This is a genomic window from Stenotrophomonas sp. C-A, assembly GCF_054030835.1.
The window spans coordinates 1,740,432-1,764,240 of the sequence record NZ_CM132916.1 but is presented as its reverse complement, the minus strand read 5'-3'; the positions used below and the strand labels follow the sequence as shown (position 1 = coordinate 1,764,240).

24 protein-coding genes and 1 tRNA gene are annotated in these 23,809 nt (G+C 65.6%); 10 read left to right on the top strand and 15 right to left on the bottom strand.

Annotation, left to right across the window (positions count from 1 at the left end; genetic code table 11):
- Positions 1-64: 64 nt before the first annotated feature.
- From ACW5IY_RS08440 to ACW5IY_RS08420, 5 genes are all read right to left on the bottom strand, one after another.
- Positions 65-394, bottom strand: a complete 330-nt coding sequence (locus tag ACW5IY_RS08440) for a hypothetical protein (RefSeq protein ID WP_049435948.1) — start codon at positions 392-394, stop codon at positions 65-67.
- A complete protein-coding gene (locus tag ACW5IY_RS08435; protein ID WP_049435949.1) occupies positions 394-741 on the bottom strand; it encodes a hypothetical protein in 348 nt (115 codons plus the stop codon). The genes ACW5IY_RS08440 and ACW5IY_RS08435 overlap by 1 nt, the downstream gene beginning before the upstream one ends.
- Positions 738-1,568 (bottom strand): 3-deoxy-8-phosphooctulonate synthase, encoded by an 831-nt coding sequence (kdsA, locus tag ACW5IY_RS08430; protein ID WP_049435950.1) that lies wholly within the window; start codon positions 1,566-1,568, stop codon positions 738-740. Before kdsA ends, ACW5IY_RS08435 begins: the two co-directional genes overlap by 4 nt.
- Positions 1,569-1,657: 89 nt before the next feature.
- Positions 1,658-3,322 carry a CTP synthase gene (locus tag ACW5IY_RS08425; RefSeq protein WP_005408998.1) on the bottom strand — a complete coding sequence of 555 codons (1,665 nt, stop codon included), beginning with the start codon at positions 3,320-3,322 and terminating at the stop codon, positions 1,658-1,660.
- Positions 3,323-3,722: 400 nt separating this feature from the next.
- On the bottom strand, positions 3,723-3,956 hold the full coding sequence (locus tag ACW5IY_RS08420; RefSeq protein ID WP_005416022.1) for a hypothetical protein: 234 nt from the start codon (positions 3,954-3,956) through the stop codon (positions 3,723-3,725).
- Positions 3,957-4,128: 172 nt separating this feature from the next.
- Here ACW5IY_RS08420 and parE point away from each other — a divergent pair, with 172 nt between their 5' ends.
- The 3 genes from parE to ACW5IY_RS08405 all read left to right on the top strand — a co-directional run bounded on the left by parE (position 4,129) and on the right by ACW5IY_RS08405 (position 8,356).
- On the top strand, positions 4,129-6,018 hold the full coding sequence (gene parE, locus ACW5IY_RS08415; RefSeq protein ID WP_457327160.1) for a DNA topoisomerase IV subunit B: 1,890 nt from the start codon (positions 4,129-4,131) through the stop codon (positions 6,016-6,018).
- A 153-nt stretch (positions 6,019-6,171) separates the two neighbouring features.
- Positions 6,172-6,750, top strand: a complete 579-nt coding sequence (locus ACW5IY_RS08410) for a GNAT family N-acetyltransferase (RefSeq protein WP_049421510.1) — start codon at positions 6,172-6,174, stop codon at positions 6,748-6,750.
- Between the two features lie 109 nt (positions 6,751-6,859).
- Positions 6,860-8,356, top strand: coding sequence for a S10 family peptidase (locus ACW5IY_RS08405; RefSeq protein WP_049435952.1), 1,497 nt, complete (start codon positions 6,860-6,862; stop codon positions 8,354-8,356).
- Between the two features lie 377 nt (positions 8,357-8,733).
- On the opposite strand, the gene ACW5IY_RS08400 is transcribed toward ACW5IY_RS08405, so the two are convergent.
- On the bottom strand, positions 8,734-9,855 hold the full coding sequence (locus ACW5IY_RS08400) for an inorganic phosphate transporter (RefSeq protein WP_006431323.1): 1,122 nt from the start codon (positions 9,853-9,855) through the stop codon (positions 8,734-8,736).
- Positions 9,856-9,868: 13 nt separating this feature from the next.
- Positions 9,869-10,495, bottom strand: a complete 627-nt coding sequence (locus tag ACW5IY_RS08395) for a DUF47 domain-containing protein (protein ID WP_457327159.1) — start codon at positions 10,493-10,495, stop codon at positions 9,869-9,871.
- Positions 10,496-10,772: 277 nt separating this feature from the next.
- On the opposite strand from ACW5IY_RS08395, the gene ACW5IY_RS08390 reads away from it, so the two are divergent.
- Positions 10,773-12,092: a hemolysin family protein gene (locus ACW5IY_RS08390; RefSeq protein ID WP_049486951.1), complete on the top strand. Its 1,320-nt coding sequence runs from the start codon at positions 10,773-10,775 to the stop codon at positions 12,090-12,092.
- Positions 12,076-12,735 (top strand): exopolysaccharide biosynthesis protein, encoded by a 660-nt coding sequence (locus ACW5IY_RS08385; RefSeq protein ID WP_049436596.1) that lies wholly within the window; start codon positions 12,076-12,078, stop codon positions 12,733-12,735. Before ACW5IY_RS08390 ends, ACW5IY_RS08385 begins: the two co-directional genes overlap by 17 nt.
- A 46-nt stretch (positions 12,736-12,781) precedes the next feature.
- Here the strand turns inward: ACW5IY_RS08385 and ACW5IY_RS08380 are convergent, their stop codons facing one another.
- From ACW5IY_RS08380 to ACW5IY_RS08365, 4 genes are all read right to left on the bottom strand, one after another.
- Positions 12,782-13,279, bottom strand: coding sequence for a pyridoxamine 5'-phosphate oxidase family protein (locus ACW5IY_RS08380; protein WP_019338431.1), 498 nt, complete (start codon positions 13,277-13,279; stop codon positions 12,782-12,784).
- 69 nt (positions 13,280-13,348) lie between these two features.
- Positions 13,349-14,344 (bottom strand): LLM class flavin-dependent oxidoreductase, encoded by a 996-nt coding sequence (locus ACW5IY_RS08375; RefSeq protein WP_049436595.1) that lies wholly within the window; start codon positions 14,342-14,344, stop codon positions 13,349-13,351.
- Between the two features lie 192 nt (positions 14,345-14,536).
- Entirely contained in the window at positions 14,537-15,304 is a 768-nt protein-coding gene (locus ACW5IY_RS08370; RefSeq protein WP_049436594.1) for a sulfurtransferase, read from the bottom strand.
- A 179-nt stretch (positions 15,305-15,483) separates the two neighbouring features.
- On the bottom strand, positions 15,484-15,849 hold the full coding sequence (locus ACW5IY_RS08365; protein WP_010486017.1) for a DUF6164 family protein: 366 nt from the start codon (positions 15,847-15,849) through the stop codon (positions 15,484-15,486).
- Between the two features lie 70 nt (positions 15,850-15,919).
- Here ACW5IY_RS08365 and ACW5IY_RS08360 point away from each other — a divergent pair, with 70 nt between their 5' ends.
- Entirely contained in the window at positions 15,920-16,354 is a 435-nt protein-coding gene (locus tag ACW5IY_RS08360; RefSeq protein ID WP_004152813.1) for an FKBP-type peptidyl-prolyl cis-trans isomerase, read from the top strand.
- Entirely contained in the window at positions 16,341-17,588 is a 1,248-nt protein-coding gene (locus tag ACW5IY_RS08355; RefSeq protein WP_049436593.1) for a TIGR03862 family flavoprotein, read from the top strand. Before ACW5IY_RS08360 ends, ACW5IY_RS08355 begins: the two co-directional genes overlap by 14 nt.
- Before the next feature lie 122 nt (positions 17,589-17,710).
- Here ACW5IY_RS08355 and ACW5IY_RS08350 read toward each other — a convergent pair whose 3' ends face one another.
- From ACW5IY_RS08350 to ACW5IY_RS08335, 4 genes are all read right to left on the bottom strand, one after another.
- Complete coding sequence (locus ACW5IY_RS08350) at positions 17,711-18,172, bottom strand: GNAT family N-acetyltransferase (protein WP_049436592.1); 462 nt, start codon at positions 18,170-18,172, stop codon at positions 17,711-17,713.
- Between the two features lie 102 nt (positions 18,173-18,274).
- Positions 18,275-19,897, bottom strand: coding sequence for an FMN-binding glutamate synthase family protein (locus ACW5IY_RS08345; RefSeq protein ID WP_043402155.1), 1,623 nt, complete (start codon positions 19,895-19,897; stop codon positions 18,275-18,277).
- Positions 19,898-19,951: 54 nt separating this feature from the next.
- Entirely contained in the window at positions 19,952-21,238 is a 1,287-nt protein-coding gene (locus tag ACW5IY_RS08340) for a nucleotide sugar dehydrogenase (RefSeq protein ID WP_049436591.1), read from the bottom strand.
- A gap of 142 nt (positions 21,239-21,380) precedes the next feature.
- Entirely contained in the window at positions 21,381-21,815 is a 435-nt protein-coding gene (locus ACW5IY_RS08335) for a BLUF domain-containing protein (RefSeq protein ID WP_010486035.1), read from the bottom strand.
- A gap of 131 nt (positions 21,816-21,946) precedes the next feature.
- Here ACW5IY_RS08335 and ACW5IY_RS08330 point away from each other — a divergent pair.
- From ACW5IY_RS08330 to ACW5IY_RS08320, 3 genes are all read left to right on the top strand, one after another.
- Positions 21,947-22,033: transfer RNA gene (locus ACW5IY_RS08330), tRNA-Leu, on the top strand.
- 306 nt (positions 22,034-22,339) lie between these two features.
- A complete protein-coding gene (locus ACW5IY_RS08325; RefSeq protein ID WP_457327158.1) occupies positions 22,340-22,996 on the top strand; it encodes a tyrosine-type recombinase/integrase in 657 nt (218 codons plus the stop codon).
- 204 nt (positions 22,997-23,200) lie between these two features.
- On the top strand, positions 23,201-23,800 hold the full coding sequence (locus tag ACW5IY_RS08320) for a hypothetical protein (protein WP_152906251.1): 600 nt from the start codon (positions 23,201-23,203) through the stop codon (positions 23,798-23,800).
- The last annotated feature ends 9 nt before the right edge of the window (positions 23,801-23,809 follow it).

The window sequence follows — 23,809 nt, the reverse complement described above, 5'->3', positions numbered from 1 at the left end:
GACAAAACGAATGCCGCGTGATTATCCCCGGCTGCCCGCCACTTGCCAAATGGAATGGGCGGCTTCAGCCCCAGCTGGACCCGATCACGATCAGCACCAGCGACACCAACATCACCAGCAACGCACCGGCAATCGCCGCCAGGATGGGGCCACGCCGCCGTCGCCAGGCCAGCACCATCGCCACCGGGCTGCCCAGGAAGGACAGCACCATCGTGACCAGCGCGCCCAGCAACCACCATTGCGTGGCCTGCACGCCGCTGTTCCCGTCCCCCGGCGGCCGGAAACTGGCGGTGAAGGCCAGCACGCCCACCACCAGCGCGATCCAGGTCAACACGGACAGCCCCAGGGCGATCAGGCCCCAAGGCCAGCCGCGCGCCGATGTGGTCGTATTCATCAAAGCACTCCGTAGAACAGGGCGCCCAGCCACAGCGAGAGCAGGATGATCGCCAGGCCAGCGGCCACCTTGCCGCGATTCAACCGCCAGGCCAGCACAGCGGCAGCGACGCATCCCGCGGCACCGAGCAGTTCCGCCACCAGCAGCGCAATGAAGTACGCGCGCAGATTGAGCGCGCTGCCACCATCACCCGGTGGCCGCACGGATGCGGCGCCGATCAGCACCAGCCCGAACATGCCCACGGTGAACAGCACGGCCAGGGCCAGTGCGATCAAGCCCCACGGCCACTGCTTCCAGTGCCGGCGGCGGCGCTGGTCCTCCAGCGCCCGCCACGGGTCACGACTCACGCGAAGCGCGAGAAGCCGTGCTTCTTGGTCACCGCATCGAGCTCCATCAGGGTCTCGAGCAGCGCTTCCATCTGGTCCAGCGGCCACGCATTGGGGCCATCGGACAGCGCCTTGGACGGGTCCGGGTGGGTCTCGGCGAACAGACCGGAGATGCCCACGGCCACCGCAGCACGGGCCAGCACCGGCACGTGCTCACGCTGGCCACCGGAACTGGTGCCCTGCCCGCCCGGCAACTGCACCGAATGGGTGGCGTCGAACACCACCGGGCAACCAGTCTCGCGCATCACCGCCAGCGAACGCATGTCGCTGACCAGGTTGTTGTAGCCGAAGCTGGCACCGCGCTCGCAGACCATGATCTGCTCGTTGCCGGTGGCCTTGGCCTTCTCCACGACCGGCTTCATGTCCCACGGCGCCAGGAACTGGCCCTTCTTGATGTTGACCGGCTTGCCGGCCGAGCACACCTTGCGGATGAAGTCGGTCTGGCGGACCAGGAACGCGGGGGTCTGCAGCACATCCACCACCGAGGCCACTTCGTCCATCGGGGTGTATTCGTGGACGTCGGTCAGCACCGGCACGCCGATCTGCTTCTTGACCTCGGCCAGGACCTTCAGGCCCTCCTCCATGCCCGGGCCACGGAAGGCGGTACCCGAAGTGCGGTTGGCCTTGTCGAAGCTGGACTTGAAGATGAAGTTGACGCCGAGCTTGCCGGTGACTTCCTTCAACTTGCCGGCGGTATCCAGCTGCAGCTGCATCGACTCGATCACGCAGGGGCCGGCGATCAGGAACAGGGGCTGGTCCAGCCCGACCTCGAATCCACACAGTTTCATGGCGTTTCCTTGTTGTCCGCAGCACCGGCCGGGCCGGTGCGCTGGGGGTTGAAGCATGCAGGATGGGGGCCGAAGCCCCCATTCACAAGTCAGGCGCGCGCTTCGGAAAGCAGCTTGCCGCCAGCCTTTCGCTCACGCGCGGCACGGATGAAACCGATGAACAGCGGGTGGCCGTCACGCGGCGTGGACAGGAATTCCGGGTGCGCCTGGCAGGCCAGGAACCACGGGTGCGCATCGCGCGGCAGTTCGACCACTTCCACCAGGGTGTCGTCCATCGACTTGCCGGCGATCACCAGGCCAGCATCTTCCAGCTGGGTGCGGTAACGGTTGTTGAACTCGTAACGGTGGCGATGGCGCTCGGCGACGACGTCCTTGCCGTACAGTTCGCGGGCCAGCGTGCCCGGCTTCAGGCGTTGTTCCTGCAGGCCCAGGCGCATGGTGCCGCCCAGGTCGCTCTTGTCGTCGCGCTTTTCGACATCGCCGGTGGCGGTGCGCCATTCGGTGATCAGGCCGATCACCGGGTTCGGCGACTGGCGGTCGTTCTCGGTGCTGTTGGCGCCTTCCAGGCCGACCACGTTGCGGGCGTAGTCCACCACCGCCGCCTGCATGCCGTAGCAGATGCCGAAGTACGGCACCTGCTGCTCGCGGGCGAACTTCGAGGTCAGCACCTTGCCTTCGAAACCACGGTCACCGAAGCCACCCGGCACCAGGATGCCGTCGACATCGGCCAGTGCGGCCATGTCGGTACCTTCCAGGTCCTGTGCTTCCAGCCACTTCAGGTTGACCTTGGTGCGCTGGCGCAGGCCGCCGTGCTTGAGTGCTTCGCCGACCGACTTGTAGGCGTCCTGGTGGTCGACGTACTTGCCGACCACGGCGATGGTCACTTCGTCCAGCGGGTGCAGGGTCGCATCGACCGCGTCTTCCCACATCGACAGATCAACCGGGCCCGCCTTGTCGGCCAGCTTCAGCTGATTGACCACGATCTCGTCCAGGCCCTGGGCATGCAGGCCCGACGGGATGCGGTACAGCACGTCCACGTCCGGCACGCTGATCACCGCGCGTTCGGACACGTTGGTGAACTGGGCGATCTTGCGGCGCTCCGAATCCGGCACCGCCTGTTCCGAACGGCAAAGCAGCACGTCCGGCTGGATGCCGATCGAGCGCAGTTCCTTCACCGAGTGCTGGGTCGGCTTGGTCTTCAGCTCGCCGGCGGCGCCGATGTACGGCACCAGGGTGAGGTGCATGAACAGCGCCTTCTCCGGGCCACGCTCGGTGCGCACCTGGCGGATCGCCTCCAGGAACGGCAGCGACTCGATGTCGCCGACGGTACCGCCGATCTCGACCAGCGCCACGTCGTAGCCTTCGGTGGCTTCGTCGATGCAACGGCGGATTTCATCGGTGATGTGCGGAATGACCTGCACGGTCGCGCCCAGGTAGTCGCCGCGGCGCTCCTTGCGGATCACGTTCTCGTAGATGCGGCCGGTGGTGACCGAGTTCTTGCGGCTCAGGCGGGTGCGCACGAAGCGCTCGTAGTGGCCCAGGTCGAGGTCGGTCTCGGCGCCGTCGTCGGTGACGTAGACCTCACCGTGCTGGAACGGGCTCATGGTGCCCGGGTCGACGTTGATGTACGGGTCGAGCTTCATCATCGTGACCTTCAGGCCACGCGCTTCAAGAATGGCGGCCAGCGACGCGGCGGCAATGCCTTTGCCGAGCGAGGACACCACGCCGCCGGTTACGAAAATCAAGGGAGTCATGGCTGCAAGCATCCTGTCTGGAAATGGAAAACGGCAGCGCCACGCGCGCCCGGAGGGCAGGCATGGTGCTCAGAGGGGGTTTTCCGGTTCGCTGGGACAGCGAGGGAGGTGCGGATCCGTGCGGCGGCAGGCGCCGGACGGGGACCACCGTGCGAGGTCGGGGCGGCCGTGCCGGTCAAATCGACCGTCACCTGCGACCCGCCATGCTGGAAGCCACGCTTGGCCGCTCCAGCCCATTCGCAAATGGTGGACACGCACTTACTCCCGGAAAGCCATAGTTTACAGATTGATGGCCGCCAACCCAAGAGGCAGATGGCACGCTACTAAAAAGAAACGCCCCGCAAAGCGGGGCGTTCCGGAGCGCAACCCTTGTCGCAAGGGCGCCTGGCAGGTTGCGGGATCAGCGCTTCTTGCGCGCTTCCTCTTCCTCTTCCTGCTGCGGGGCCGGCTGGCCCTGCGCCTTCATTTCAGCATTGGCCTGGGCCCGACGCTTGGCCTTGGCATCGGCCTCGGCCTGCGCCTTGTCGGCCTGGTCACCCTGCTGCGGGGCCGGCTGGCCGGCGTTCTGCGCCACCACCAGCGGCACTGCAACGGCGGCAGCGGCCAGGATCGCAATGGTCAGCAACTTCTTCATGAGGTCCTCCTCGCGGTATGGCTTGGACGTTTCGGCCCAACAGGGGTCGCCGGCGTTCAGATACCAGCGGCTGCCATTTTACCCCCTCTGCGTCGCCGAGACTGAACCGCAGGCGTGCAAAATCCCGTGCCAGACCCCACACTTGCCCGTCGCTCCAAGCTTTCGAAGACAGATGAACGCCCGTTATAACGCCGCCGATATTGAAGTCCTGTCCGGCCTTGACCCGGTCAAGCGCCGTCCCGGCATGTATACCGACACCGCGCGCCCGAACCACCTGGCGCAGGAAGTGATCGACAACTCGGTGGACGAGGCCCTCGCCGGCCACGCCCGCTCGATCGAGATCACCCTGTACAAGGACGGCAGCGTGGAGGTCAGCGATGACGGCCGCGGCATGCCGGTGGACATCCATCCGGAAGAGAAAATCCCGGGCGTCGAGCTGATCCTCACCCGCCTGCACGCCGGCGGCAAGTTCAGAAACAACAACTACACTTTCTCCGGCGGCCTGCACGGCGTCGGCGTCAGCGTGGTCAACGCGCTGTCGACCCTGGTGGAAGTGCACATCAAGCGCGAAGGTGCCGAACACCGCATCACCTTCCGCAACGGCGACCGTGCCACCCCGCTGGAAGTGGTCGGCAGCGTCGGCAAGAAGAACACCGGTACCCGCGTGCGCTTCTGGCCCGACCCGAAGTACTTCGACACGCCCAAGTTCGCGGTGCGCGCGCTCAAGCACCTGCTGCGCGCCAAGGCCGTGCTGTGCCCGGGCCTGACCGTGAAGCTGACCGACGAAGCCACCGGTGAAGTCGATACCTGGTACTACGAAGACGGCCTGCGCGATTACCTGAAGCTGGAACTGGGCGATCGCGAGATGCTGCCGGCCGAGCTGTTCGTCGGCAACCTGAAGAAGGACACCGAAATTGTTGACTGGGCCGTGGCCTGGCTGCCGGAAGGCGAGCTGGTGCAGGAAAGCTACGTCAACCTGATTCCCACTGCCCAGCACGGCACCCACGTCAACGGCCTGCGTACCGGCCTGACCGAGGCGCTGCGCGAGTTCTGCGACTTCCGCAACCTGCTGCCGCGTGGCGTCAAGCTGGCCCCGGAAGACGTGTGGGACCGCGTGTCGTTCGTGCTGTCGCTTAAGATGACCGACCCGCAGTTCAGCGGCCAGACCAAGGAACGCCTGTCCTCGCGCCAGGCTGCAGGCTTCATCGAAGGCGCCGCCCACGATGCCTTCAGCCTGCTGCTGAACCAGAACGTGGAATTGGGCGAGAAGATCGCCCAGATCGCCATCGAACGCGCCAGTGCGCGCCTGAAGACCGAAAAGCTGGTCGTCCGCAAGAAGGTCACCCAGGGCCCGGCCCTGCCCGGCAAGCTGGCCGACTGCATCAGCCAGGACCTGTCGCGCACCGAGCTGTTCCTGGTGGAGGGTGACTCGGCAGGCGGCAGCGCCAAGCAGGCGCGCGACAAGGACTTCCAGGCGATTCTGCCGCTGCGCGGCAAGATCCTCAACACCTGGGAAGTGTCCTCCAACAGCGTGCTGGCGTCGGAAGAAGTGCACAACCTGGCCGTGGCCATCGGCTGCGACCCGGGCAAGGACGACATTGCCGGCCTGCGCTATGGCAAGGTCATCATCCTGGCCGACGCGGACTCGGACGGCCTGCACATCGCTACCCTGCTCACCGCGCTGTTCCTCAAGCACTTCCCGGCGCTGGTCGATGCCGGCCACGTGTTCGTGGCCATGCCGCCGCTGTTCCGCATCGACGTGGGCAAGCAGGTGTTCTACGCCCTGGACGAGGAAGAAAAGCGCTCGATGCTGGACAAGATCGAACGCGAGAAGATCAAGGGCGCGATCAACGTCACCCGCTTCAAGGGCCTGGGCGAGATGAATCCGCCACAGCTGCGCGAGTCGACCATCCACCCCGACACCCGCCGTCTGGTGCAGTTGACCGTGGACGATCGCGAGCAGACGAGCTCGCTGATGGACATGCTGCTGGCCAAGAAGCGTGCGTCCGACCGCAAGGGCTGGCTGGAGTCGAAGGGCGATCTCGCCTCCCTGGAAGTCTGACTCCCGCAGCCCTCCTGTAGAGCCGAGCCCACGCTCGGCTGCATTCCGCGCCGTGCCGGGCAGCCGAGCATCGGCTCGGCTCTACAGAGATCCCGCCCCCATCGGCAAACCCGGCGGCGCCATAATGCGCGTCCATCCGCGTGGACCATCGTATTGGCCAGCCACTCGCTGCTGTTCCCGGGCCTGCCGCTGCACAGCGCACGCCTGGTCCTGAGCCCGATCCGCCGCGACGATGCGGCCGCCCTGTTCGCGATCCAGTCCGATCCGGACGTGATGCGGTTCTGGAACCACCCGGCGTGGACACGACCGGCCGAGGCGCGTGCGCAGATCGACGATGACCTGGCCGCACAGGCCACCGGCACCCAGCTCAAGCTGGCCGTGCGCGAAACGCTGGACGGACCGTTGCTGGGCATCTGCGTGGTGTTCGCCCTGGACCGCGATGCCGCACGTGCCGAGATCGGCTACCTGCTGGCCCCCGACAGGCAGGGCCAGGGCTACATGCACGAAGCGCTGCAGCACCTGCTGGACTACCTGTTCCAGACCCTGCGCCTGCATCGCGTGGAAGCCGAAGTCGACCCGCGCAACCGGCCCTCGGCACACGTGCTTGAACGGCTGGGCTTTCACCTGGAGGGCGTGCTGCGGCAGCGTTGGCGCATCCAGGGCGAACTGTCCGATTCGGCGGTATACGGCCTGCTGGCCGACGACGACGTGCGCACTCCTCTGCCCGCTTGACCCAATCTGGCCAGTGGCGGCCTCGACGCGCGGGCATGCCTTTGGACACATACGGCATGCCCGCCACCGGCCTAGCATCGGAACCCCCTTCCGCTGCCAATCCGGTGCCATGAAGTCCCTGCTGCATACTGCCGCGCTCTGCGTCGGCCTGCTCATCGCCCCTGCCAGCGTGCTGGCCGCGCCTGACGCCGAGGCCAAGCCCGATCCGAAAGACGACAAGACCGAAGCACCTGCGCTGCCCGCCGATGCCTCGGCCCGCCAGAGCATGCGCCTGGCCGGCCGCACCCTGGACTACACCGCCACCGTCGGCACCCTGCCGGTGCGTGATGCGAAAGGCAAGGTGATCGCCGATGTGGTGTTCACCGCCTATACGATGCCGGGCAAGGACCGGCCGGTGACCTTCGCGCTCAACGGCGGCCCGGGGGCATCGTCGGTCTACCTCAACATGGGCGCGATCGGACCCAAGGTGGTGACCTTCGGCTCCGAGGGTGACAGCGCCTCGGCACCCGCCACGCTGCACGACAACCCCGGCACCTGGCTGGACTTCACCGACCTGGTGTTCATCGATCCGGTCGGCACCGGCTTCAGCCGCGCGCGCATCGGCGATGACGAAGCGAAGAAGCAGCTGTACAACCCCAGCGCTGACATCGAGTACCTGTCGCGCTCGATCTACGACTGGCTGCTGCGCAACCAGCGCATGGGCGCACGCAAGTACCTGACCGGCGAGAGCTACGGTGGCTACCGTGGCCCCCGCATCACCCACTTCCTGCAGACGCGGCTGGGCGTGGCGATGAACGGCCTGGTGCTGGTCTCGCCCTACCTGAGCCCGACCCTGGAAGACAACGCCGATGTCTCGCCGATGGCATGGATGCAGACACTGCCGTCGATCGCCGCCGCGCACCTGGAGCGCCAGGGCAAGCTGACCGATGCAGCGATGCGTGACGTGGTGGAGTACACCCGTGGCGACTACGCCACCGCGCTGATGAAGGGCCGCAGCGACCCGCAGGCGACCGAGGCGATGCTGCGCCGGGTAACCGAGCTGACCGGGCTGGACCCGCAGTTCGTGCGCCGCGCCGGTGGCCGCCTGGAGACGCAGGCCTATCTGCGTGAGGTGTTCCGCGACAAGGGCACGCTGGGCAGCCGCTACGACTCGAACGTGACCGCGTTCGATCCGTTCCCGAATGATCCGGAGCAGCGCGCCAATGATCCGTTGCTGGACAGCATCATTGCGCCGACCACCACGGCGATGGTCGACTTCGTGACGCGCGTGGTCGGCTGGAAGGTGGATGCGCGCTACCAGGCGCTGAATTACGACGTGAACCGGCTGTGGGACCGCAACGGCGAGCTGCGCCAGGGCGCGGTGACCCAGCTGCGCCAGGCGGTGGCGATCGATCCGCATCTGCAGGTGCTGATCGTGCATGGCTGGAACGACCTGTCGTGCCCGTTCATGGGGTCGATCCTGACGGTGGACCAGATGCCGGCGATGGGCAGCAATCCGGACCGGGTGCAGGTGCGCAGTTATCCGGGCGGGCACATGTTCTACAGCCGGGCCGACAGCCAGGCGGCCTTCCGCAGGGATGTGCAGGCGTTGTTCCAACGTAATTGAGGGGTTCGGCCGGGCCTGCGGCCCGGCACCCGCTGACGGCAACGGCAACGGCAAAAGCTGGCTTCCTGAGGGCTGGCGAGGTGGGGTGGATATGCAGGACACGCCGTAAACCCGTCCATGGGGGCTCGATGGCGCCATCCATGGCGCCAACGGTCCTGCATATCCACCCCACCCCGCCGCTGACAGGTTCCTGCTGCTGTTGGTGGGTGCCGACTGTTGGTGGGTGCCGACCGTTGGTCGGCACGGGATCGGATCCCTGCTTCTGCTCTGGTAGGTGTCGACCTTGGTCGACACGATGTGTGCGGAAAAATTCTTTGCCCATGAAAAAGCCCGCCGGATATCGGCGGGCTTTTTCGTTTGCAACCTTGGCGTGGCGATCAGGTCCAGCCGAACAGCTCGAACAGCTTCAGGATCAGGTACGCACAGCCACCTGCAGCCGGGATGGTCAGGATCCAGGCCCAGACGATGCGTTCGATCACGCCGAATTTCAGGGAGCGCGGGTTCTTGGCGAAGCCGACGCCCATGATCGCGGTGGAGATGCTGTGCGTGGTCGAGACCGGCATGCCGAAGTGGGCGGCCAGGGTCAGGATGGTGGCCGAGCTGGTCTCCGCGGCGAAGCCGTGGATCGGGTGCAGCTTGACCATCTTGTGGCCCAGGGTCTTGATGATCTTCCAGCCACCCGAAGCGGTACCAGCAGCCATCACCACCGCACAGGTCAGCACGATCCACATCGCGATGCCGTCACCGGCGTGCGCGTCCGGGTGCATGAAGGCCAGCCAGGACGGCAGGTCGTTCAGTGCGCCGGTGGCTTCGGCACCGATCAGGGTCATGGCGATGATGCCCATGGTCTTCTGCGCGTCGTTGTGGCCGTGGGCGAAGCCCATGTAGGCCGCGGAAGCGATCTGCGCCTTGCCGAAGAACGCGTTGACAATGCGCGGGCGGGCCAGGCGGCCGATGGCACCACCGATCTTGGCCAGGCCGGCAATCAGGCCCCACAGCAGCACCATCACCACGATGCCGAGCAGGAAGCCGGCGATCGGCGAGGTGATCATCGGCACGAACACCTTCCACAACAGGCCCTTGTTCTGCGCCCAGCTGCCCAGGCGCTCGGACCAGATCAGGGCGTCCCAGTTGTTGTGGGCCGCAGCCAGGCCGGCGCCGCAGAGGCCACCGATCAGGGCGTGCGAGGACGAGGACGGCAGGCCCTTCCACCAGGTGATCAGGTTCCAGATGATGCCGCCCAGCAGGGCGCACAGGATCACCTGCGGGGTGACGTCGACCACGTTGGTGTTGAGCAGGCCAGACGCGATGGTCAGCGCCACCGCGGTACCGGTCAACGCGCCGATGAGGTTCATGAAGGCGGCCAGCATCACCGCCCAACCGGGCGAGAGCACCTTGGTCGCCACCACGGTGGCAATGGAGTTGGCGGTGTCGTGGAAGCCGTTGATGAACTCGAAAACGAGTGCGGCCAGGATCACCACCAGGACAAGGGTCAACATGCGGCGGCGTCCGTCAGCTGTTCTTCAACACGATCTGGTACGCCACCACGCCAGCCTCGCGGCAACGGTCGATGGCCTTTTCCAGGATCTCGAAGAATTCCTTCAGCAGGAACATCTGCAGGTTGTCCAGGCGACAGGAGTAGATGTCGCGGTACAACTCGAGCATCAGGCGGTCGGCCTCGTTCTCCAGCGAGCGCAGCTTCTCGTTGAGCGCGGTCATCCGGTCCAGGTTCATGTGGCGCAGGTCGGCCACCATCTCCACCACCACGCCGGCAGCCTGTTCCAGCATCGCCGCGCGCGGCGCGAAGTCGATGTGTTCCAGGTGGGTCGTGGCCAGCGAATAGCGATCGGCGAACTTCTCGATCTGCTTCGGAATCTTGTACAGGGCCGAGCCCAGCGCTTCGATGTCTTCGCGCTCGATCGGGGTCATGAAGCTGTCCACCAGCGCCTGGCTGATCTTGTCCGAGGCCGCGCGTTCGCGCAGGCGGGCCAGCTTGAAAGCGTCCAGCGCGGGCTGGCGGTCGGCCTCGCGCAGCATGGAATGCAGCGCCTTGGCGGCGTCGGAAGCCGCGACGGCAGCCTCATCGAGCAGGGTGTAGAACTGTTTGCCGGAACCGAAAATGGTCTGCAGAGAGAACATTGAGAAACCTGTCAGCCGTCGCGGGAAGGACGGCACCAGACGGAATTATGACGGCTAGATGACCATCACGGGTATCCCTGCCCCCTTTCGGGGCTCTGGAACCCCCAACCTGAACAGGCGGTTGCCACCCTGCCACGCCCCTTTGCTAAGATGCCAGCGCGCCTTCGGGCGCACCTTATGGACGACGACCCTTATCCCCCTGCGCCGCGCCGGACCCTGTTCCTGAGCGCCAGCCGCCATCGCAAGCACCCGCCCTCCCTGCCACCAACCGGGGACGATGCCCGTGTTTGAAATGATCCTGATTGTCTTCGCGCTGGTTCTGCTGAACGGCTTCTTCGCCATGTCCGAGATGTCGGTCATGACCTCGCGCAAGAGCCGCCTGAAGCAGATGGCCGCCACCTCCAAACGTGCCGCCAAGGCGCTGGAGCTGTCGGAGAAGCCGGAGAGCTTCCTGTCCACCGTGCAGATCGGCATCACCGTGATCGGCGTGCTGACCGGCTACCTCGGCGGTGAAGCGCTGGGCGAGGCCTTTGCAGGCTGGATCCAGGGCCTGATGCCGGGCTTTGCCTACGCCGGCAATGTCGGTACCACGCTGGCGGTCAGCCTGATCACCTTCATCACGCTGATCTTCGGCGAACTTGTGCCCAAGCGCCTGGCACTGACCCGCTCGGAAGCCATCGCTGGCCTGGTTGCCATGCCGATGAGCTGGCTGGCCAAGCTGGCCCTGCCCTTCGTCTGGCTGTTGTCCAAGACCACCCAGCTGGTGCTGCGCCTGTTCGGCCTGGGCAAGGATGAAGTCGCCTCGGTGACCGAAGAAGAGATCCGCATGCTGGTGGCCGAGAGCCACGAGGCCGGGGTGATCGACGCCCACGAGCGCGACATGATGAACCGCGTGATGCGCCTTGGCGACCGCACCGCCGACAGCCTGATGACCCCGCGCAACCGCATCGCCTGGCTCGACACCCAGGCCGGGCTGGAGCGCAACCTGGAAATCATGGCCGAGCACGAGTTCTCGCGGTACCCGGTGTACCGCGACAACGACATGGACGTGGTCGGCGTGCTCGAACTGAAATCGCTGGCCACGCGCATGGCGCGCGGCGACAACGCGCTGTTCCAGACCCTGCGCGAACCGCTGTACGTTTCCGAATCAACCCACGCGATGAAGCTGCTGGAGATCTTCCGCGAGGAACAGCAGTCGATGGCGCTGGTGGTGGACGAGTACGGCGAGATCCAGGGCCTGGTGACCATCAGCGACCTGATGGGTGCCGTGGTCGGCCGCCTGCAGGCGGTGGAGAACGCCGACGAAGATGCGCTGGTGGTGACCCGCGAGGACGGCTCGCTGCTGGTGGACGGCTCACTGCCGATCGAAGACGTGCGCGAACTGATCGGCAGCAACGACCTGCCCGACGCCGAGGACGGCGACTACTACACGCTGGCCGGCATGTGCATCCACTACTTCGGCCGCATTCCGCACGCCGGCGAGTACTTCGACTGGGCTGGCTGGCGCTTCGAAGTGGTCGACCTGGACGGTGCGCGCGTGGACAAGCTGCTGCTGCGCACGCTGTCCGACGAGCAGGCCGATGAGCTCACCGCCTGAGGCCGGCCAGGGTCCGGGCGCCGAGCGCCCGGCTTACCGCAACGAAGGCATCCGCACCCTGCTGGAGATGTTCGCCTCCGGCGATCCGGCCGAGCACATGCCGCTGGGCCAGATCCTGTGCAACCTGCAGCAGGGCGCGTTCGGCGTGTTCCTGTTCGTGGCCATCCTGCCCTCGTTCATTCCGATTCCGGGCATGGGCGGTGCGGTCAGCGGTCCACTGGTGATCCTGATCGGCCTGCAGATGCTGTTCTGCCTGCGCCGGCCGTGGCTGCCGGGCTTCATTGCCCGCCGCGGGCCGAAGCGCGGCACCATGCATCGCTTCCTGGACCGCATCGACCGCCCGCTGCGGCGCCTGGACAAGATGCTGAAACCGCGCCTGCCGCAGCTGCTGACACCGCTGCCCGCCCACGCCTTCAGCGGCCTGCTGCTGGTGTTGCTGGGCCTGCTGCTGTCGCTGCCGATTCCCTTCACCAACTTCCTGTTCGGCTTCCAGCTGCTTCTGTTCTCGTTGGCGCTGCTGGAACGCGATGGCGCGCTGATGCTGTTCAACTGGATCGCGGCGCTGGCAGCGATCGCGTTCTTCGGTTTCAGTTCGGGGCAGCTGGTGGGCTATACGGTGGAACTGTTCCAGCGCTGGTTCTGATTGCTGTTCCAGCGCCCGCCGGGCATGGCCCGGCGGGCCGAAGCCCTCAGCGCAGATCGATGAATCCGTTGTCGGCCAACGCCGCCGGTTCGTCCTGCACCGCCGACAGAACGAAACTCAGCGCCGTGCCCAGCAGAGTGCCCGGGCCATCCCAGTATTCGGCACTGTCGGCGCGCACATGGATCAGGCGAAGGTTGGGGTCATCCTTGCCACCGGGGAAGAACAGCTTCATCGCCGGTGACCACAGCTCCTCGATCTTCGCGCGATCATCGACCACGCGTGCCCGCCCCGCCACCGACACGTAGGTGTTCTTCGAGGGCGAGGCGTAGGCCACGTTGACGCGCGGATCGAGCGCGATCTCGGCCACCTTCGGGCTGTCGCCGGTGATCACGAACCACAGGTCACCGTCGAAGGCGACCTGCTGGGTGGCCAGCGGCCGGCTGTAGAGTCGCCCGTCGACGCCGGTGGTGGTGAACATGGCCACCTCCACGTCCTTGATCAGCTCGGCCAGTTGGGCAATGTGTTCGGCACGGGTCTCGGCCATGGTGGGGACTCCAGAAGTGGGAGCCCCCATCAGACGCGGATCGGCCGCAACAGGCCGTGACGCAATTGTTCAGCCCGCGTGGCGGGCGTGCCAGGCCTGCATCGCCAGTTCGAACGAACGCAGGCGCGCGCGGTGGTCGTACAGGTTGGCGGTGAGCATCAGCTCGTCCGGCTTGTGCCGGTCGACGAAGGCTGCGATGCCTTCGGCCACCTGCTTCGGATCGCCCAGCACGGTGCAGGCCAATGCCCGCTCCACGCCCAGTTTTTCGTGCGGCTCCCAGAAGGACTCGATGTCGTCGATGGGTGCCGGAATCTTGCCCGGCCGGCCGCGACGCAGGTTCACGAAACTCTGCTGCTGGCTGGTGAACAGGCGGCGCGATTCGGCCTCGCTGTCGCTGGCAACGACGTTCAGGGCCAGCATCGCGTGCGGCTGCTTCAGCGTGGCCGAGGGGCGGAATTCACGGCGATACACCGCCAACGCTTCGTCCATCACGTCGGGCGCGAAGTGCGAGGCGAACGCATACGGCAGGCCCATCGAGGCGGCCATGCGCGCACCGAACAGGCTGGAACCGAGGATCCAGGTCGGCACCCGCAGGCCACCACCCGGAACCGCCTGCACCGCCTGCCCGGGCTGCACCGGCTCAAAGTAGTGCAGCAGCTCGCGCACATCCTGGGGGAACTGGTCGGCGCTGTCGAAGTAGCGGCGTAGTGCACGCGCGGTCGGCTGATCGGTGCCGGGCGCACGGCCCAGGCCGAGGTCGATGCGGTCCGGATACAGCGAGGCCAGCGTGCCGAACTGTTCGGCCACCTGCAGCGGCGCATGGTTGGGCAGCATGATGCCGCCGGCACCGACGCGGATGCGCTTTGTGCCCCCGGCCACATGGCCGATCAGCACAGCGGTGGCCGCGCTGGCGATGCCGGGCATGTTGTGGTGTTCGGCCAGCCAGTAGCGGCGGTAGCCCAGCGCATCGGCGTGCTGGGCCAGTTCCAGCATGTTGGCGAAAGCGGCTGTGGTGTCACTGCCCTCGCAGACCGGGGCCAGGTCAAGGATCGACAACGGGATCATCAGGCGTTTTTCCGTCACAGGATCCCCCATGCATGGGGACGGCCAGGCGCCGCGGCCAGTGACGGTGGCGGGATGCTGATTCCCGTGGGGCAGGTCCAGCGCCCACCGGATCGTGTAGAGCCGAGCCCATGCTCGGCTGCCTTTCGTCGACCAACAGCGGCCGAGCATGGGCTCGGCGCTACAGAAGCGCGGTCAGAACGCGCTGGGGCGCGGCTCCGGCAGCGGCTGGTCCACCATCGGCTTCAGCTCGGCGTCCAGCGCCACGCGCTCATCGAACACGAAGCAGCGGCCTTCGTAGCCTTCGCCACCCACCTCCTCGAAGTAGCCGAGGATGCCGCCATCGAGCTGCAGCACATTGTCCATGCCGTCATTGAACATCCACAGCGCGGCCTTCTCGCAGCGGATGCCGCCGGTGCAGAAACTGACCACGGTGCTGTCCTTCAGCGCTTCGCGGTGCGGCGCCAGCGCCTCGGGCAGGTCGGTGAACTTGTGGATGGGCAGCACCAGCGCATCCTTGAAGGTGCCGTACTCCACTTCCTGCAGGTTGCGCGTATCGAGCATCACCACCGGCTTGCCGGCGTCATCATGCCCCTGCCGCAACCAGCGCTGCACCGTGGCCGGATCGATCGCCGGCGCGCGCGGATAGTCCAATGGCTGGCCGTCGTCACGGCGGAAGCTGATGATCTCGTCCTTCACCTTGGCCTTCAGCCGCGCGAACGGCTGATGCTCACTGAGGCTGGTCTTGACCCGCATATCGGCAAAGCGCGCGTCAGAACGCAGTGCCACGTAGAAACCCTCGACCGCCTCTGGCGCACCGGCCAGGAACAGGTTCAGCCCCTCGCCCGCCACCAGGATCGTGCCGCGCAGCTCCGCCGCCTCGGCACGCGCCAGCAGCTGGTCGCAGAGGGCCTGGGGAGCGTCGATGACGGCGAAATGGTAGGCAGCGGTATTGGCGATCATCCCGCCATTTTAGCGCCAGAGTGCCCCAGGGTCAGATTTACCCGTTCATCCACGCATGGCGTGGGTCTGCTGTGTCGACCAAGGTCGACACCTACCAACAGCCGCGCCATCCCACGGGAACCAGCTTTTGCCGTTGCCGTTGCCTCTGCGGGTGCCGGGTGCAACCCGGCCGAACCCCCTTATCCCCGCAACAACACGAACGGCAGCAGCACCAGCGCCGCCGCACCGGCCATCGCCAGCAGCACCAGCACCACATACCCCGGTCGGCGCCGGAACAGGCTGCCGAACGTCTCCGCCGTCCCCTCGCGCAACGCCTGCTCGCGCTCGGCACGGATCCGCGGCCCGCGTTCGGCCTGATACTCCGCCATCAGCGCCTTCGCACGCGGATGATCGGCGTCCTCGCGCAGCCACAGGCCGCCGTTGGAAATGCCCCAGGGGCTGGGTTCGGTGCGATACCAGGCGATGCCGTGCTGGTCGAGCAGCGTGCAGACATCGGCATATTCGTCGTCACCGACATTGCGCAGATTGAGCAGGAGTTTTGCCATGCCCCCATGATACCCGGCGCCGATGCGCTACCCTTGCCGCCCTCGCCCTGCGCCCTTCCGGAGACGCCCGATGCGCCGCCTGCTGCTTCCCCTGCTGCTGTCCCTCGCCGCCGTTGGCTGCTCGACCGAACCGTCCGGCCCGCCGCCGGGTGGCACCCTGACCACCTTCGAGCGCATCGATACCGTCCCAGGCACCGGCACCGAGGCCGTTGCCGGCAACAAGGTCACCGTGCACTACACCGGCTGGATCTACGACAACCGCACCGAGACCAAGCACGGCAAGACCTTCGACAGCTCGGTCAGCCGTGGCGAACCGTTCACCTTCGCACTCGGCGCCGGCCAGGTCATCCGCGGCTGGGATGAGGGCGTGGCCGGCATGAAGGTCGGCGGCAAGCGCACGCTGATGATCCCGCCGGACTACGGCTACGGCGACCGCCGGGTTGGCCCGATTCCGGCTGGCTCGTCGCTGGTGTTCGACGTCGAGCTGCTCGATGTCAAACCGTAATACCGCACTGCCCCATCGGGTCGCCGTCATCGGCGGTGGCCCGGCCGGCCTGTTCGCCGCCGAGCGCCTGCGCGCCGCTGGGCTGGAAGTCGACCTGTACGAGGCAAAGGGATCGCCCGGACGCAAGTTCCTGATCGCCGGCAAGGGCGGACTCAACCTCACCCATTCCGATCCGCGGCCGTTGTTCGACAGCCGCTACCGCGAGCAGGCTGCCGTGGTCGGCAGCTGGCTGGATGACTTCGACGCGCAGGCACTGCGTGACTGGGCCGCCGGCTTCGGCGTGGAGACCTACGTGGGCAGCTCTGGCCGCGTGTTCCCGGTCGACCGCAAGGCAGCGCCGCTGCTGCGCGGCTGGGTGCGCCGGTTGAAGGAACAGGGTGTGCGCCTGCACGCCAACCACCGCTGGATCGGCTGGCGTGACGACGGCGCCTTGCGCTTTGAAACCGAAGACGGCGCCGTTGAAGTACATGCCGATGCCACCCTGCTGGCCATGGGCGGCGGCAGCTGGCCGCAGCTGGGCAGCGACGGCACCTGGGTCTCGCCACTGCAGGCCCGTGGCGTGGACATCGCACCACTGCAGTCGGCCAACTGCGGGTTCGACGTGGATTGGACCCCATTCTTCGCCCAGCGCAATGCCGGCGCGCCGTTGAAGCCGGTGGTCGCGCACTGGATCGACCTGGCCGGACAGCCACAGTCGCTGCAGGGCGAATGCGTGGCCAGCGAGTACGGCATCGAAGGCAGCCTGATCTATGCGTTGGCGGCGGACCTGCGCGAGACCATCAACCGCGATGGCCACGCGATGCTGTGGCTGGACCTGGTGCCGGGCCGTGACGAGGCGCGCCTGCTGGCCGATCTGTCACGCCCGCGCAAGGGCCGCAGCTTCGGCGAGCACCTGCGCCGCCAGGCCGGCCTGGATGCAGTGAAAGCCGCGCTGGTGTTCGAGATTCTGGGTAAAGAAGCGGGCAATGATCTGCCTGCCGTGGCGGCTACGCTCAAGCGCCTGCCGCTGCGCCTGCTGCGTCCCCGGCCGATGGCCGAAGTGATCAGCACCGCCGGCGGCGTGCGCTTGGGTGCGCTGGATGATGGCCTGATGCTGCGGGCAGTGCCCGGCGTGTTCTGTGCCGGCGAGATGCTGGACTGGGAGGCACCGACGGGTGGCTACCTGCTGACCGCGTGCTACGCCAGTGGCCTGCGCGCTGCGGAAGGCGTGATCGGGTGGCTGGCGGAGCGGTGACGCCTGCCTTGTAGCGTCGAGCCATGCTCGACTGCGCTGCCTGTAGAGCCGAGCCCACGCTCGGCTTGAATCAAAAGCAGCCGAGCGTGGGCTCGGCTCTACAGAACGCAGAAAACGGGCACTCACCACGGCCGGCGCATGCTCACCGAAGCCAGCGCCACGCCGCTGGGATGCGGGTAGGCCTCTTCGCGCACACTGATGAACCCCTGCCGCTGATAGAACGGCACGGCGTTGAGCGAGGCTGACAGCACCACCTCGCGCCCAGGATCGGCCATCGCCAGCAGGCGCTGCATCAGCGCCTGGCCGATGCCCTTGCCGCCACGATCCGGATCGACGAACAACGCATCGACTTCATTGGCATCGGCATCGAACACGCCAAAGCCGAGCAGACCGCCCTGCTCGTCCTCGGCCACCACGCAGCCACCCTGCGACAACAGCCGCGCGTACTGCGACGGTGGCGGCGAGGCAGACCAGGGCGCAATGACCTCAGGCGGGTAATGACTGCTGCAGGTCTCCCGCACGCAACGCGTTCGCAGCGCCCACAGCGTGGTCACATCATCCATGGTGCCGGTCCTGAACTGCATGACTCTCCTTGTAGAGCCGAGCCCATGCTCGGCTGTTCTTCGTTCCAACGTCGCGATGCCTGATCGAAAGGCAGTCGAGCATGGCTCGACTCTACAGAGCCGTTATCGCGACTTGCTGGCACGCAGTGCCTGGATCTTCGGCGGCGGCTGGAAGGAATCGCTGCGTGCATCGGCCCAGAACGCATGGAACACCGCATGGTCGGGCACCTTGTGCAGCAGCTCGCCCGGTTCCAGGTAACGGTACAGCGAGGCCAGCGAACGGATCTCCACCGGCGAGACACGACGCAGGATGTGCTCCGGCCCCAGTTCGGCCGGATCGTTCAGGCCCGCGGCACACAGCAGTTCCTTCAACGCATGCAGCGTGTGCTCGTGGTAGCTGTACACACGGGTGGCCTTGTCCGGTGCATCCAGATGCTTCCAGCGCGCGGGATCCTGGGTCGCGATACCGGTCGGGCACTTGTCGGTATGGCAGCTCAGTGATTGGATGCAGCCCAGCGCGAACATGAAGCCTCGGCCGGCATTGCACCAGTCGGCCCCCAGCGCGATGGTCCGCGCGATGTCGAACGCACTGGTGATCTTGCCGGCCGCACCGATGCGGATGCGATCGCGCAGATCGAGGCCGACCAGGGTGTTGTGCACCAGCAGCAGCGCCTCGTGCATCGGCACGCCGACATGGTCGACAAACTCGGCCGGTGCCGCACCCGTGCCGCCCTCCGCGCCGTCGACCACGATGAAATCCGGCAGCAACCCGGTTTCCTGCATCGCCTTGGCAATGCCGAACCATTCCCACGGGTGGCCGATGGCCAGCTTGAAGCCGACCGGCTTGCCACCGGACAGCTCGCGCAGGCGCGCGACGAACTGCAGCAGCTCAACCGGCGTCGAGAACGCCGAGTGACGCGACGGCGACACGCAGTCCACTCCCATCGGCACGCCACGCGTCACCGAGATCTCGGCGGTCACCTTCGGCGCCGGCAGCACGCCACCGTGGCCGGGCTTGGCGCCCTGCGACAGCTTGATCTCGATCATCTTGACCTGATCATGGGTGGCATTGGCAACGAAGCGCTCCTCGCTGAAACCGCCCTTCTCGTCACGGCAACCGAAGTAGCCCGAGCCGATCTCCCATACCAGGTCACCGCCCATCTCGCGGTGGTAGGGCGAGATCGAACCCTCGCCGGTGTCGTGATAGAAGCCGCCCTGGCGCGCGCCTTCGTTCAGCGCGCGGATGGCATTGGCCGACAGTGAACCGAAGCTCATCGCCGAGATGTTGAACACGCTGGCCGAATAGGGCTTGGCACAGTTCGGGCCGATCAACACGCGGAAGTCATGCTTGGCGATGGCGGTCGGTGCCAGTGAATGATTGATCCACTCGTAGTCCACCGCATAGGTGCTGCGCAGGGTGCCGAACGGCACCGTGTCCATCTCGTTCTTGGCGCGCTGGTAGATCAGTGCCCGCTGCTGGCGCGAGAACGGCACGTCTTCCAGGTCGCTCTGCACGAAGTACTGGCGGATCTCCGGGCCGATCGATTCCAGCCCGTAGCGGAAGTGCGCCATCACCGGATAATTGCGACGCAGCGTGCTGCGCTTCTGCAGCAGGTCCCAGGTCCCCAGCGCCACCATCGCGGCAGTCAGGCCGACGCCCCAATACCAGGCCGGCCAGATCGTGGCCAGCCACAGGCATATCGGGAACATCAGGATGGCGAGCAGGTAGACGATATACCGGTGCATAGCTTTCCTCGGTTGCAACTGCCCCGAGTCTACCGCGCCGTTCGCTGCCCGGGCTTACAAGCGATCGTCAACCACGTTGCGCGGCCAGGCCGATTTCACGTCGTAGACCAGGCCACCCGGCGCCAATAGCCCCCGGATTGCGGATTCATCCATCGCCTTGAAACGGGCGTGGGCCACCGCCAGCACCACCGCGTCATAGCGCCCTGCCCCGGGCTCGGCCAGCCAATCCAGGCCCTCGCCGGTCAATGCCGCCGGGCCGACCCACGGGTCGCTGACCTCTACCTGCGCGCCGGCATCGCGCAGCCGTTGCGCCAGTTCCAGCGCGCGGCTGTTGCGCAGGTCCGGGCAATCCTCCTTGAAGGTCACGCCCAGCACCAGGATGCGTGCGTCCGCCGGCGCACGGCCACGCTCGGCCAGCATCGCCAGCACCCGCGCGGCCACGTGCTCGCCGACGCGGTTGTTGACCTGCCGTGCGGTGTGGATCAGGTCCGGGTGGTAGCCCACGCTCTCTGACTTGTGCAGCAGGTAATACGGATCGACGCCGATGCAGTGACCGCCGACCAGCCCCGGCCGGAACGGCAGGAAATTCCACTTGCTGCCGGCGGCGTCGAGCACGTCCTGGGTATCGATGCCGAGCCGATCGAATATCAGGGCAAGCTCGTTGACCAGCGCGATGTTGACGTCGCGCTGGATGTTCTCGACCACCTTGGCCGCTTCAGCCACGCGCATCGAAGGGGCCGGGAACGTACCGGCGGCGATGATGCGCTGGTAGAGACCATCAATCACCACAGCGACTTCCGGTGTCGAGCCGGAAGTGATCTTGCGGATGTCGGCCAGGCGCCGCTGGCGGTCGCCGGGACTGACCCGTTCCGGGCTGTAGCCGCAATAGAAGTCTTCGTTGAAGCGCAGGCCCGACCCCTGTTCCAGCAGCGGCACGCACACTTCCTCGGTGGTGCCGGGGTACACCGTGGACTCGTAGATCACCAGATCGCCGGCGCGAAGATGACTGGCAATCAGTCGTGTCGCCGAACGCAGGGGCTCCAGGTCAGGCTGCTCGTAAGCATCGATCGGGGTCGGCACGGTGACGATGTAGACATTGCAGGCATCGAGCAATGCCGGATCGCTGCCGTACTGCAGAAGCTGCGCACTGGCCAGCTCGTCGGCTTCCATTTCCAGCGTGTGGTCCTGGCCGCTGCGCAGCTCGGCGATGCGACCGGCATCGATATCGAAGCCCAACGTCGGCCACTGCCGGCCAAACGCCGCCGCCAAAGGCAGGCCGACATAACCCAGGCCGATCACCGCAAACCGGGGGGCGCTGGCCGCCGCAACCGGCGCACTCATCGGCACATCCCGTGCAACGGATGCGATCGCACATACGCTGCCATGGCTTCGGCCAACACACTCATCTGCTGCACCACTCCGGGAAACCTGCGCCAGAAAGGCTACAGCCTACCGGCCCCGGCGCCCTGCCGCCAAGGCGGGCTCAGGACCCCAACGCCACCGCGGCCGGTTCCAGTTCACCGTCGGCGCCGGTCCAGGCCTGCAGCAGGCGCTCGAATCCACCGCTGCCAAGCAGGAAGCCGGGCCACGCGGCATCGACAATCTGCGCCAGCAGCTCCGGCTCGATCCGCCGCGTGCCCATCGACCAGCGCGGAAATGCGCGCTGCACCACGGGTGCACGGCACAGCACTTTCAGCTGCACGTGGCTGCGCGCGTTGAGGATGCGCTGGAACACCGAATCGATGCCGTCCTCCGGGCCCTCGAGATACTGCAGGAAGCGTGCTCCGTCGAACATCAGGACACCGGTGACACCGGCTACACGATTGAATGCCGTGGCGTCGGCCAGCAGGCGGTCAAGATCGGTTGTCTGCAGATCGGCGCGGGCCTCACTGGCATAGGCAATCGCGTGCAGCGACATCAGGTGGCTCCCCCCCTGGGAACGATGGCAGGGACTATGACATGAATGCGATCGACAGTTAAGCACGCCGCCGCCGTGATGCAATCCGGTCGCGGCACCGCAGGTGGGCTACAATCGGCGCCGCGCTGCAGGCCCGGATGGCGAAACTGGTAGACGCATCGGACTTAAAATCCGCCGGGGGCAACCCCATGCCGGTTCGATTCCGGCTCCGGGCACCATTGCATGTTTTGGGGAGCCAACGTGTTCACCCCGATTCGGCACGAAATCAGGCACTTTGGGTGATCGGAATTTCCGCGATCACCACGATTTGCCCGGACTTGCCCGGCTACTCTCCCCAAGAATTCCCCATATGATGCGGCCATGGCCAGCATCCAAAGATCGGAGAACAAGTGGCGCGTGCAGGTGTATGTGGCGGTCGTTCGCGACTCCACTACCAAGCACAGCAAGAAGCAGCGAAGTGGGCTCTTGAGCGAGAGGCAGAACTTCGAGGTGGGAAGCTGCCCGACAAGTCGCTGCGCGACGCCATGCGCCGCTACGTCAAGGAAGAGGCGCCCAAGCGAGCTGGCGAACGGTGGGAGTCGGTACGCATCGCTGCTTGGGAACGATCGCTGCCTCTCTTGGACAGGCGAATTGCGACAGTCAGCAGTTCGGACATCATCGCTTGGCGGGATGGAAGGCTTAGGCAGGTCAAGCCTGGGACGGTTGCTCGCGAAATGAACCTGATGCGGTCCGTATTCGAGACTGCGCGCCGGGAATGGAAGTGGATCAAGCAAAACCCCATGTCGGACGTTCGCTGGCCGCAGCAGCCTAAAGGCCGCGCGCGACGCGTATCTCCAACTGAGGAAGCCGACCTGATCGCAGCGTTCGGGCTCGACAAGGGTCTGTCCGCGGAGACGGCCACCCAGCGGACGGGCTTGGCGTTCCTCCTAGCGCTTGAGACCGCAATGCGGTCCGGTGAGCTCCTCTCACTGACTTGGCCGAATGTGCATCTGTCCGAGCAGTACGTGCACTTGCCGAAAACGAAGAACGGCGACGCGCGGGGCGAAAGGTCCGCGACTCGACGGGCCATCGCGAAGTGCACTTCCACGACAGCCGAGCTGAGGCCATCTGGAGGCTCTCAAAAAAGTTGGACATCCTCCAGCTGGCCCGAATCATCGGACATCGGGACCTCAAGTCTTTGATGATCTACTACCACGAGCCTGCTTCTGAGATCGCCCGTCAGCTGGGATGATGCGCTCATCGTGCCCCATCATCAGAGAGGCTGCTTACATACCGCACTCAAGATGTGAAACGGCGCACACCTCGACAGAAAAGCACTATACACATCTTGGTCCGGAAGGTGACAGCGACACCTCCGCTGCATTCCACTACGCCAGAGACAAGTGATGAACAACGGAAGTAACACCATTACCAGGACAGTAAAGTACATTATTCAGAGCGAACATCCGTCGCCAGACACACTCTCATCGTCTGACTGGGTGGCAATCATTTCTGCCTTCATCGCCCTGCTAGCTCTTTTCGCTACGATTTATTCAAGCATCCTTCAAAGAAGTCATAATCGCCTCAGCTCCAAGCCAGCACTTAACACGATCCTTGACGGACCAAGCATGTCCTTGTACCTGTCGAATCATGGTCTCGGCCCAGCATTCCTTAAAGAGGCTGAAGCCATTTTTGACGGAGAGACTTACAACCTACTGATCGAGAAAGAATCAGACTCGTTTTCAAGTCACTTGTGCGCAGGCACCTCAAAGGGAACCAAGTACAGTTGGATGATCCTAGAAAAGGACGCAGCCATCGCAGCAGGAGCCGAGCAAAAAATGCTTAAAATTCATTCCGACAATGAGAACGAGTGGAATGCGGTCTATCAAGCTCTAGACCGATGTGCCATCAAGATTGTTTATGAGAGCATATACAAAGAAAAGGGAATCACTACGCACATTGGCAACAATGTAAAGACGGCGGCGTCTAGCAGAACAAACGCGTAAATCAACGCA

Coding starts and splice junctions, on each gene's coding strand:
- kdsA (WP_049435950.1), bottom strand. CDS start 1,568: ATGAAACTGTGTGGATTCGAGGTCGGGCTGGACCAGCCCCTGTTCCTG.
- ACW5IY_RS08400 (WP_006431323.1), bottom strand. CDS start 9,855: ATGTTGACCCTTGTCCTGGTGGTGATCCTGGCCGCACTCGTTTTCGAG.
- ACW5IY_RS08420 (WP_005416022.1), bottom strand. CDS start 3,956: ATGAAGAAGTTGCTGACCATTGCGATCCTGGCCGCTGCCGCCGTTGCA.
- ACW5IY_RS08370 (WP_049436594.1), bottom strand. CDS start 15,304: ATGATCGCCAATACCGCTGCCTACCATTTCGCCGTCATCGACGCTCCC.
- ACW5IY_RS08395 (WP_457327159.1), bottom strand. CDS start 10,495: ATGTTCTCTCTGCAGACCATTTTCGGTTCCGGCAAACAGTTCTACACC.
- ACW5IY_RS08345 (WP_043402155.1), bottom strand. CDS start 19,897: ATGCACCGGTATATCGTCTACCTGCTCGCCATCCTGATGTTCCCGATA.
- ACW5IY_RS08340 (WP_049436591.1), bottom strand. CDS start 21,238: ATGAGTGCGCCGGTTGCGGCGGCCAGCGCCCCCCGGTTTGCGGTGATC.
- ACW5IY_RS08335 (WP_010486035.1), bottom strand. CDS start 21,815: ATGTCGCTGCACGCGATTGCCTATGCCAGTGAGGCCCGCGCCGATCTG.
- ACW5IY_RS08355 (WP_049436593.1), top strand. CDS start 16,341: ATGTCAAACCGTAATACCGCACTGCCCCATCGGGTCGCCGTCATCGGC.
- ACW5IY_RS08325 (WP_457327158.1), top strand. CDS start 22,340: ATGCGCCGCTACGTCAAGGAAGAGGCGCCCAAGCGAGCTGGCGAACGG.
- parE (WP_457327160.1), top strand. CDS start 4,129: ATGAACGCCCGTTATAACGCCGCCGATATTGAAGTCCTGTCCGGCCTT.
- ACW5IY_RS08375 (WP_049436595.1), bottom strand. CDS start 14,344: ATGATCCCGTTGTCGATCCTTGACCTGGCCCCGGTCTGCGAGGGCAGT.
- ACW5IY_RS08385 (WP_049436596.1), top strand. CDS start 12,076: ATGAGCTCACCGCCTGAGGCCGGCCAGGGTCCGGGCGCCGAGCGCCCG.
- ACW5IY_RS08365 (WP_010486017.1), bottom strand. CDS start 15,849: ATGGCAAAACTCCTGCTCAATCTGCGCAATGTCGGTGACGACGAATAT.
- ACW5IY_RS08425 (WP_005408998.1), bottom strand. CDS start 3,322: ATGACTCCCTTGATTTTCGTAACCGGCGGCGTGGTGTCCTCGCTCGGC.
- ACW5IY_RS08350 (WP_049436592.1), bottom strand. CDS start 18,172: ATGCAGTTCAGGACCGGCACCATGGATGATGTGACCACGCTGTGGGCG.
- ACW5IY_RS08360 (WP_004152813.1), top strand. CDS start 15,920: ATGCGCCGCCTGCTGCTTCCCCTGCTGCTGTCCCTCGCCGCCGTTGGC.
- ACW5IY_RS08390 (WP_049486951.1), top strand. CDS start 10,773: ATGCCCGTGTTTGAAATGATCCTGATTGTCTTCGCGCTGGTTCTGCTG.
- ACW5IY_RS08380 (WP_019338431.1), bottom strand. CDS start 13,279: ATGGCCGAGACCCGTGCCGAACACATTGCCCAACTGGCCGAGCTGATC.
- ACW5IY_RS08320 (WP_152906251.1), top strand. CDS start 23,201: ATGAACAACGGAAGTAACACCATTACCAGGACAGTAAAGTACATTATT.
- ACW5IY_RS08405 (WP_049435952.1), top strand. CDS start 6,860: ATGAAGTCCCTGCTGCATACTGCCGCGCTCTGCGTCGGCCTGCTCATC.
- ACW5IY_RS08440 (WP_049435948.1), bottom strand. CDS start 394: ATGAATACGACCACATCGGCGCGCGGCTGGCCTTGGGGCCTGATCGCC.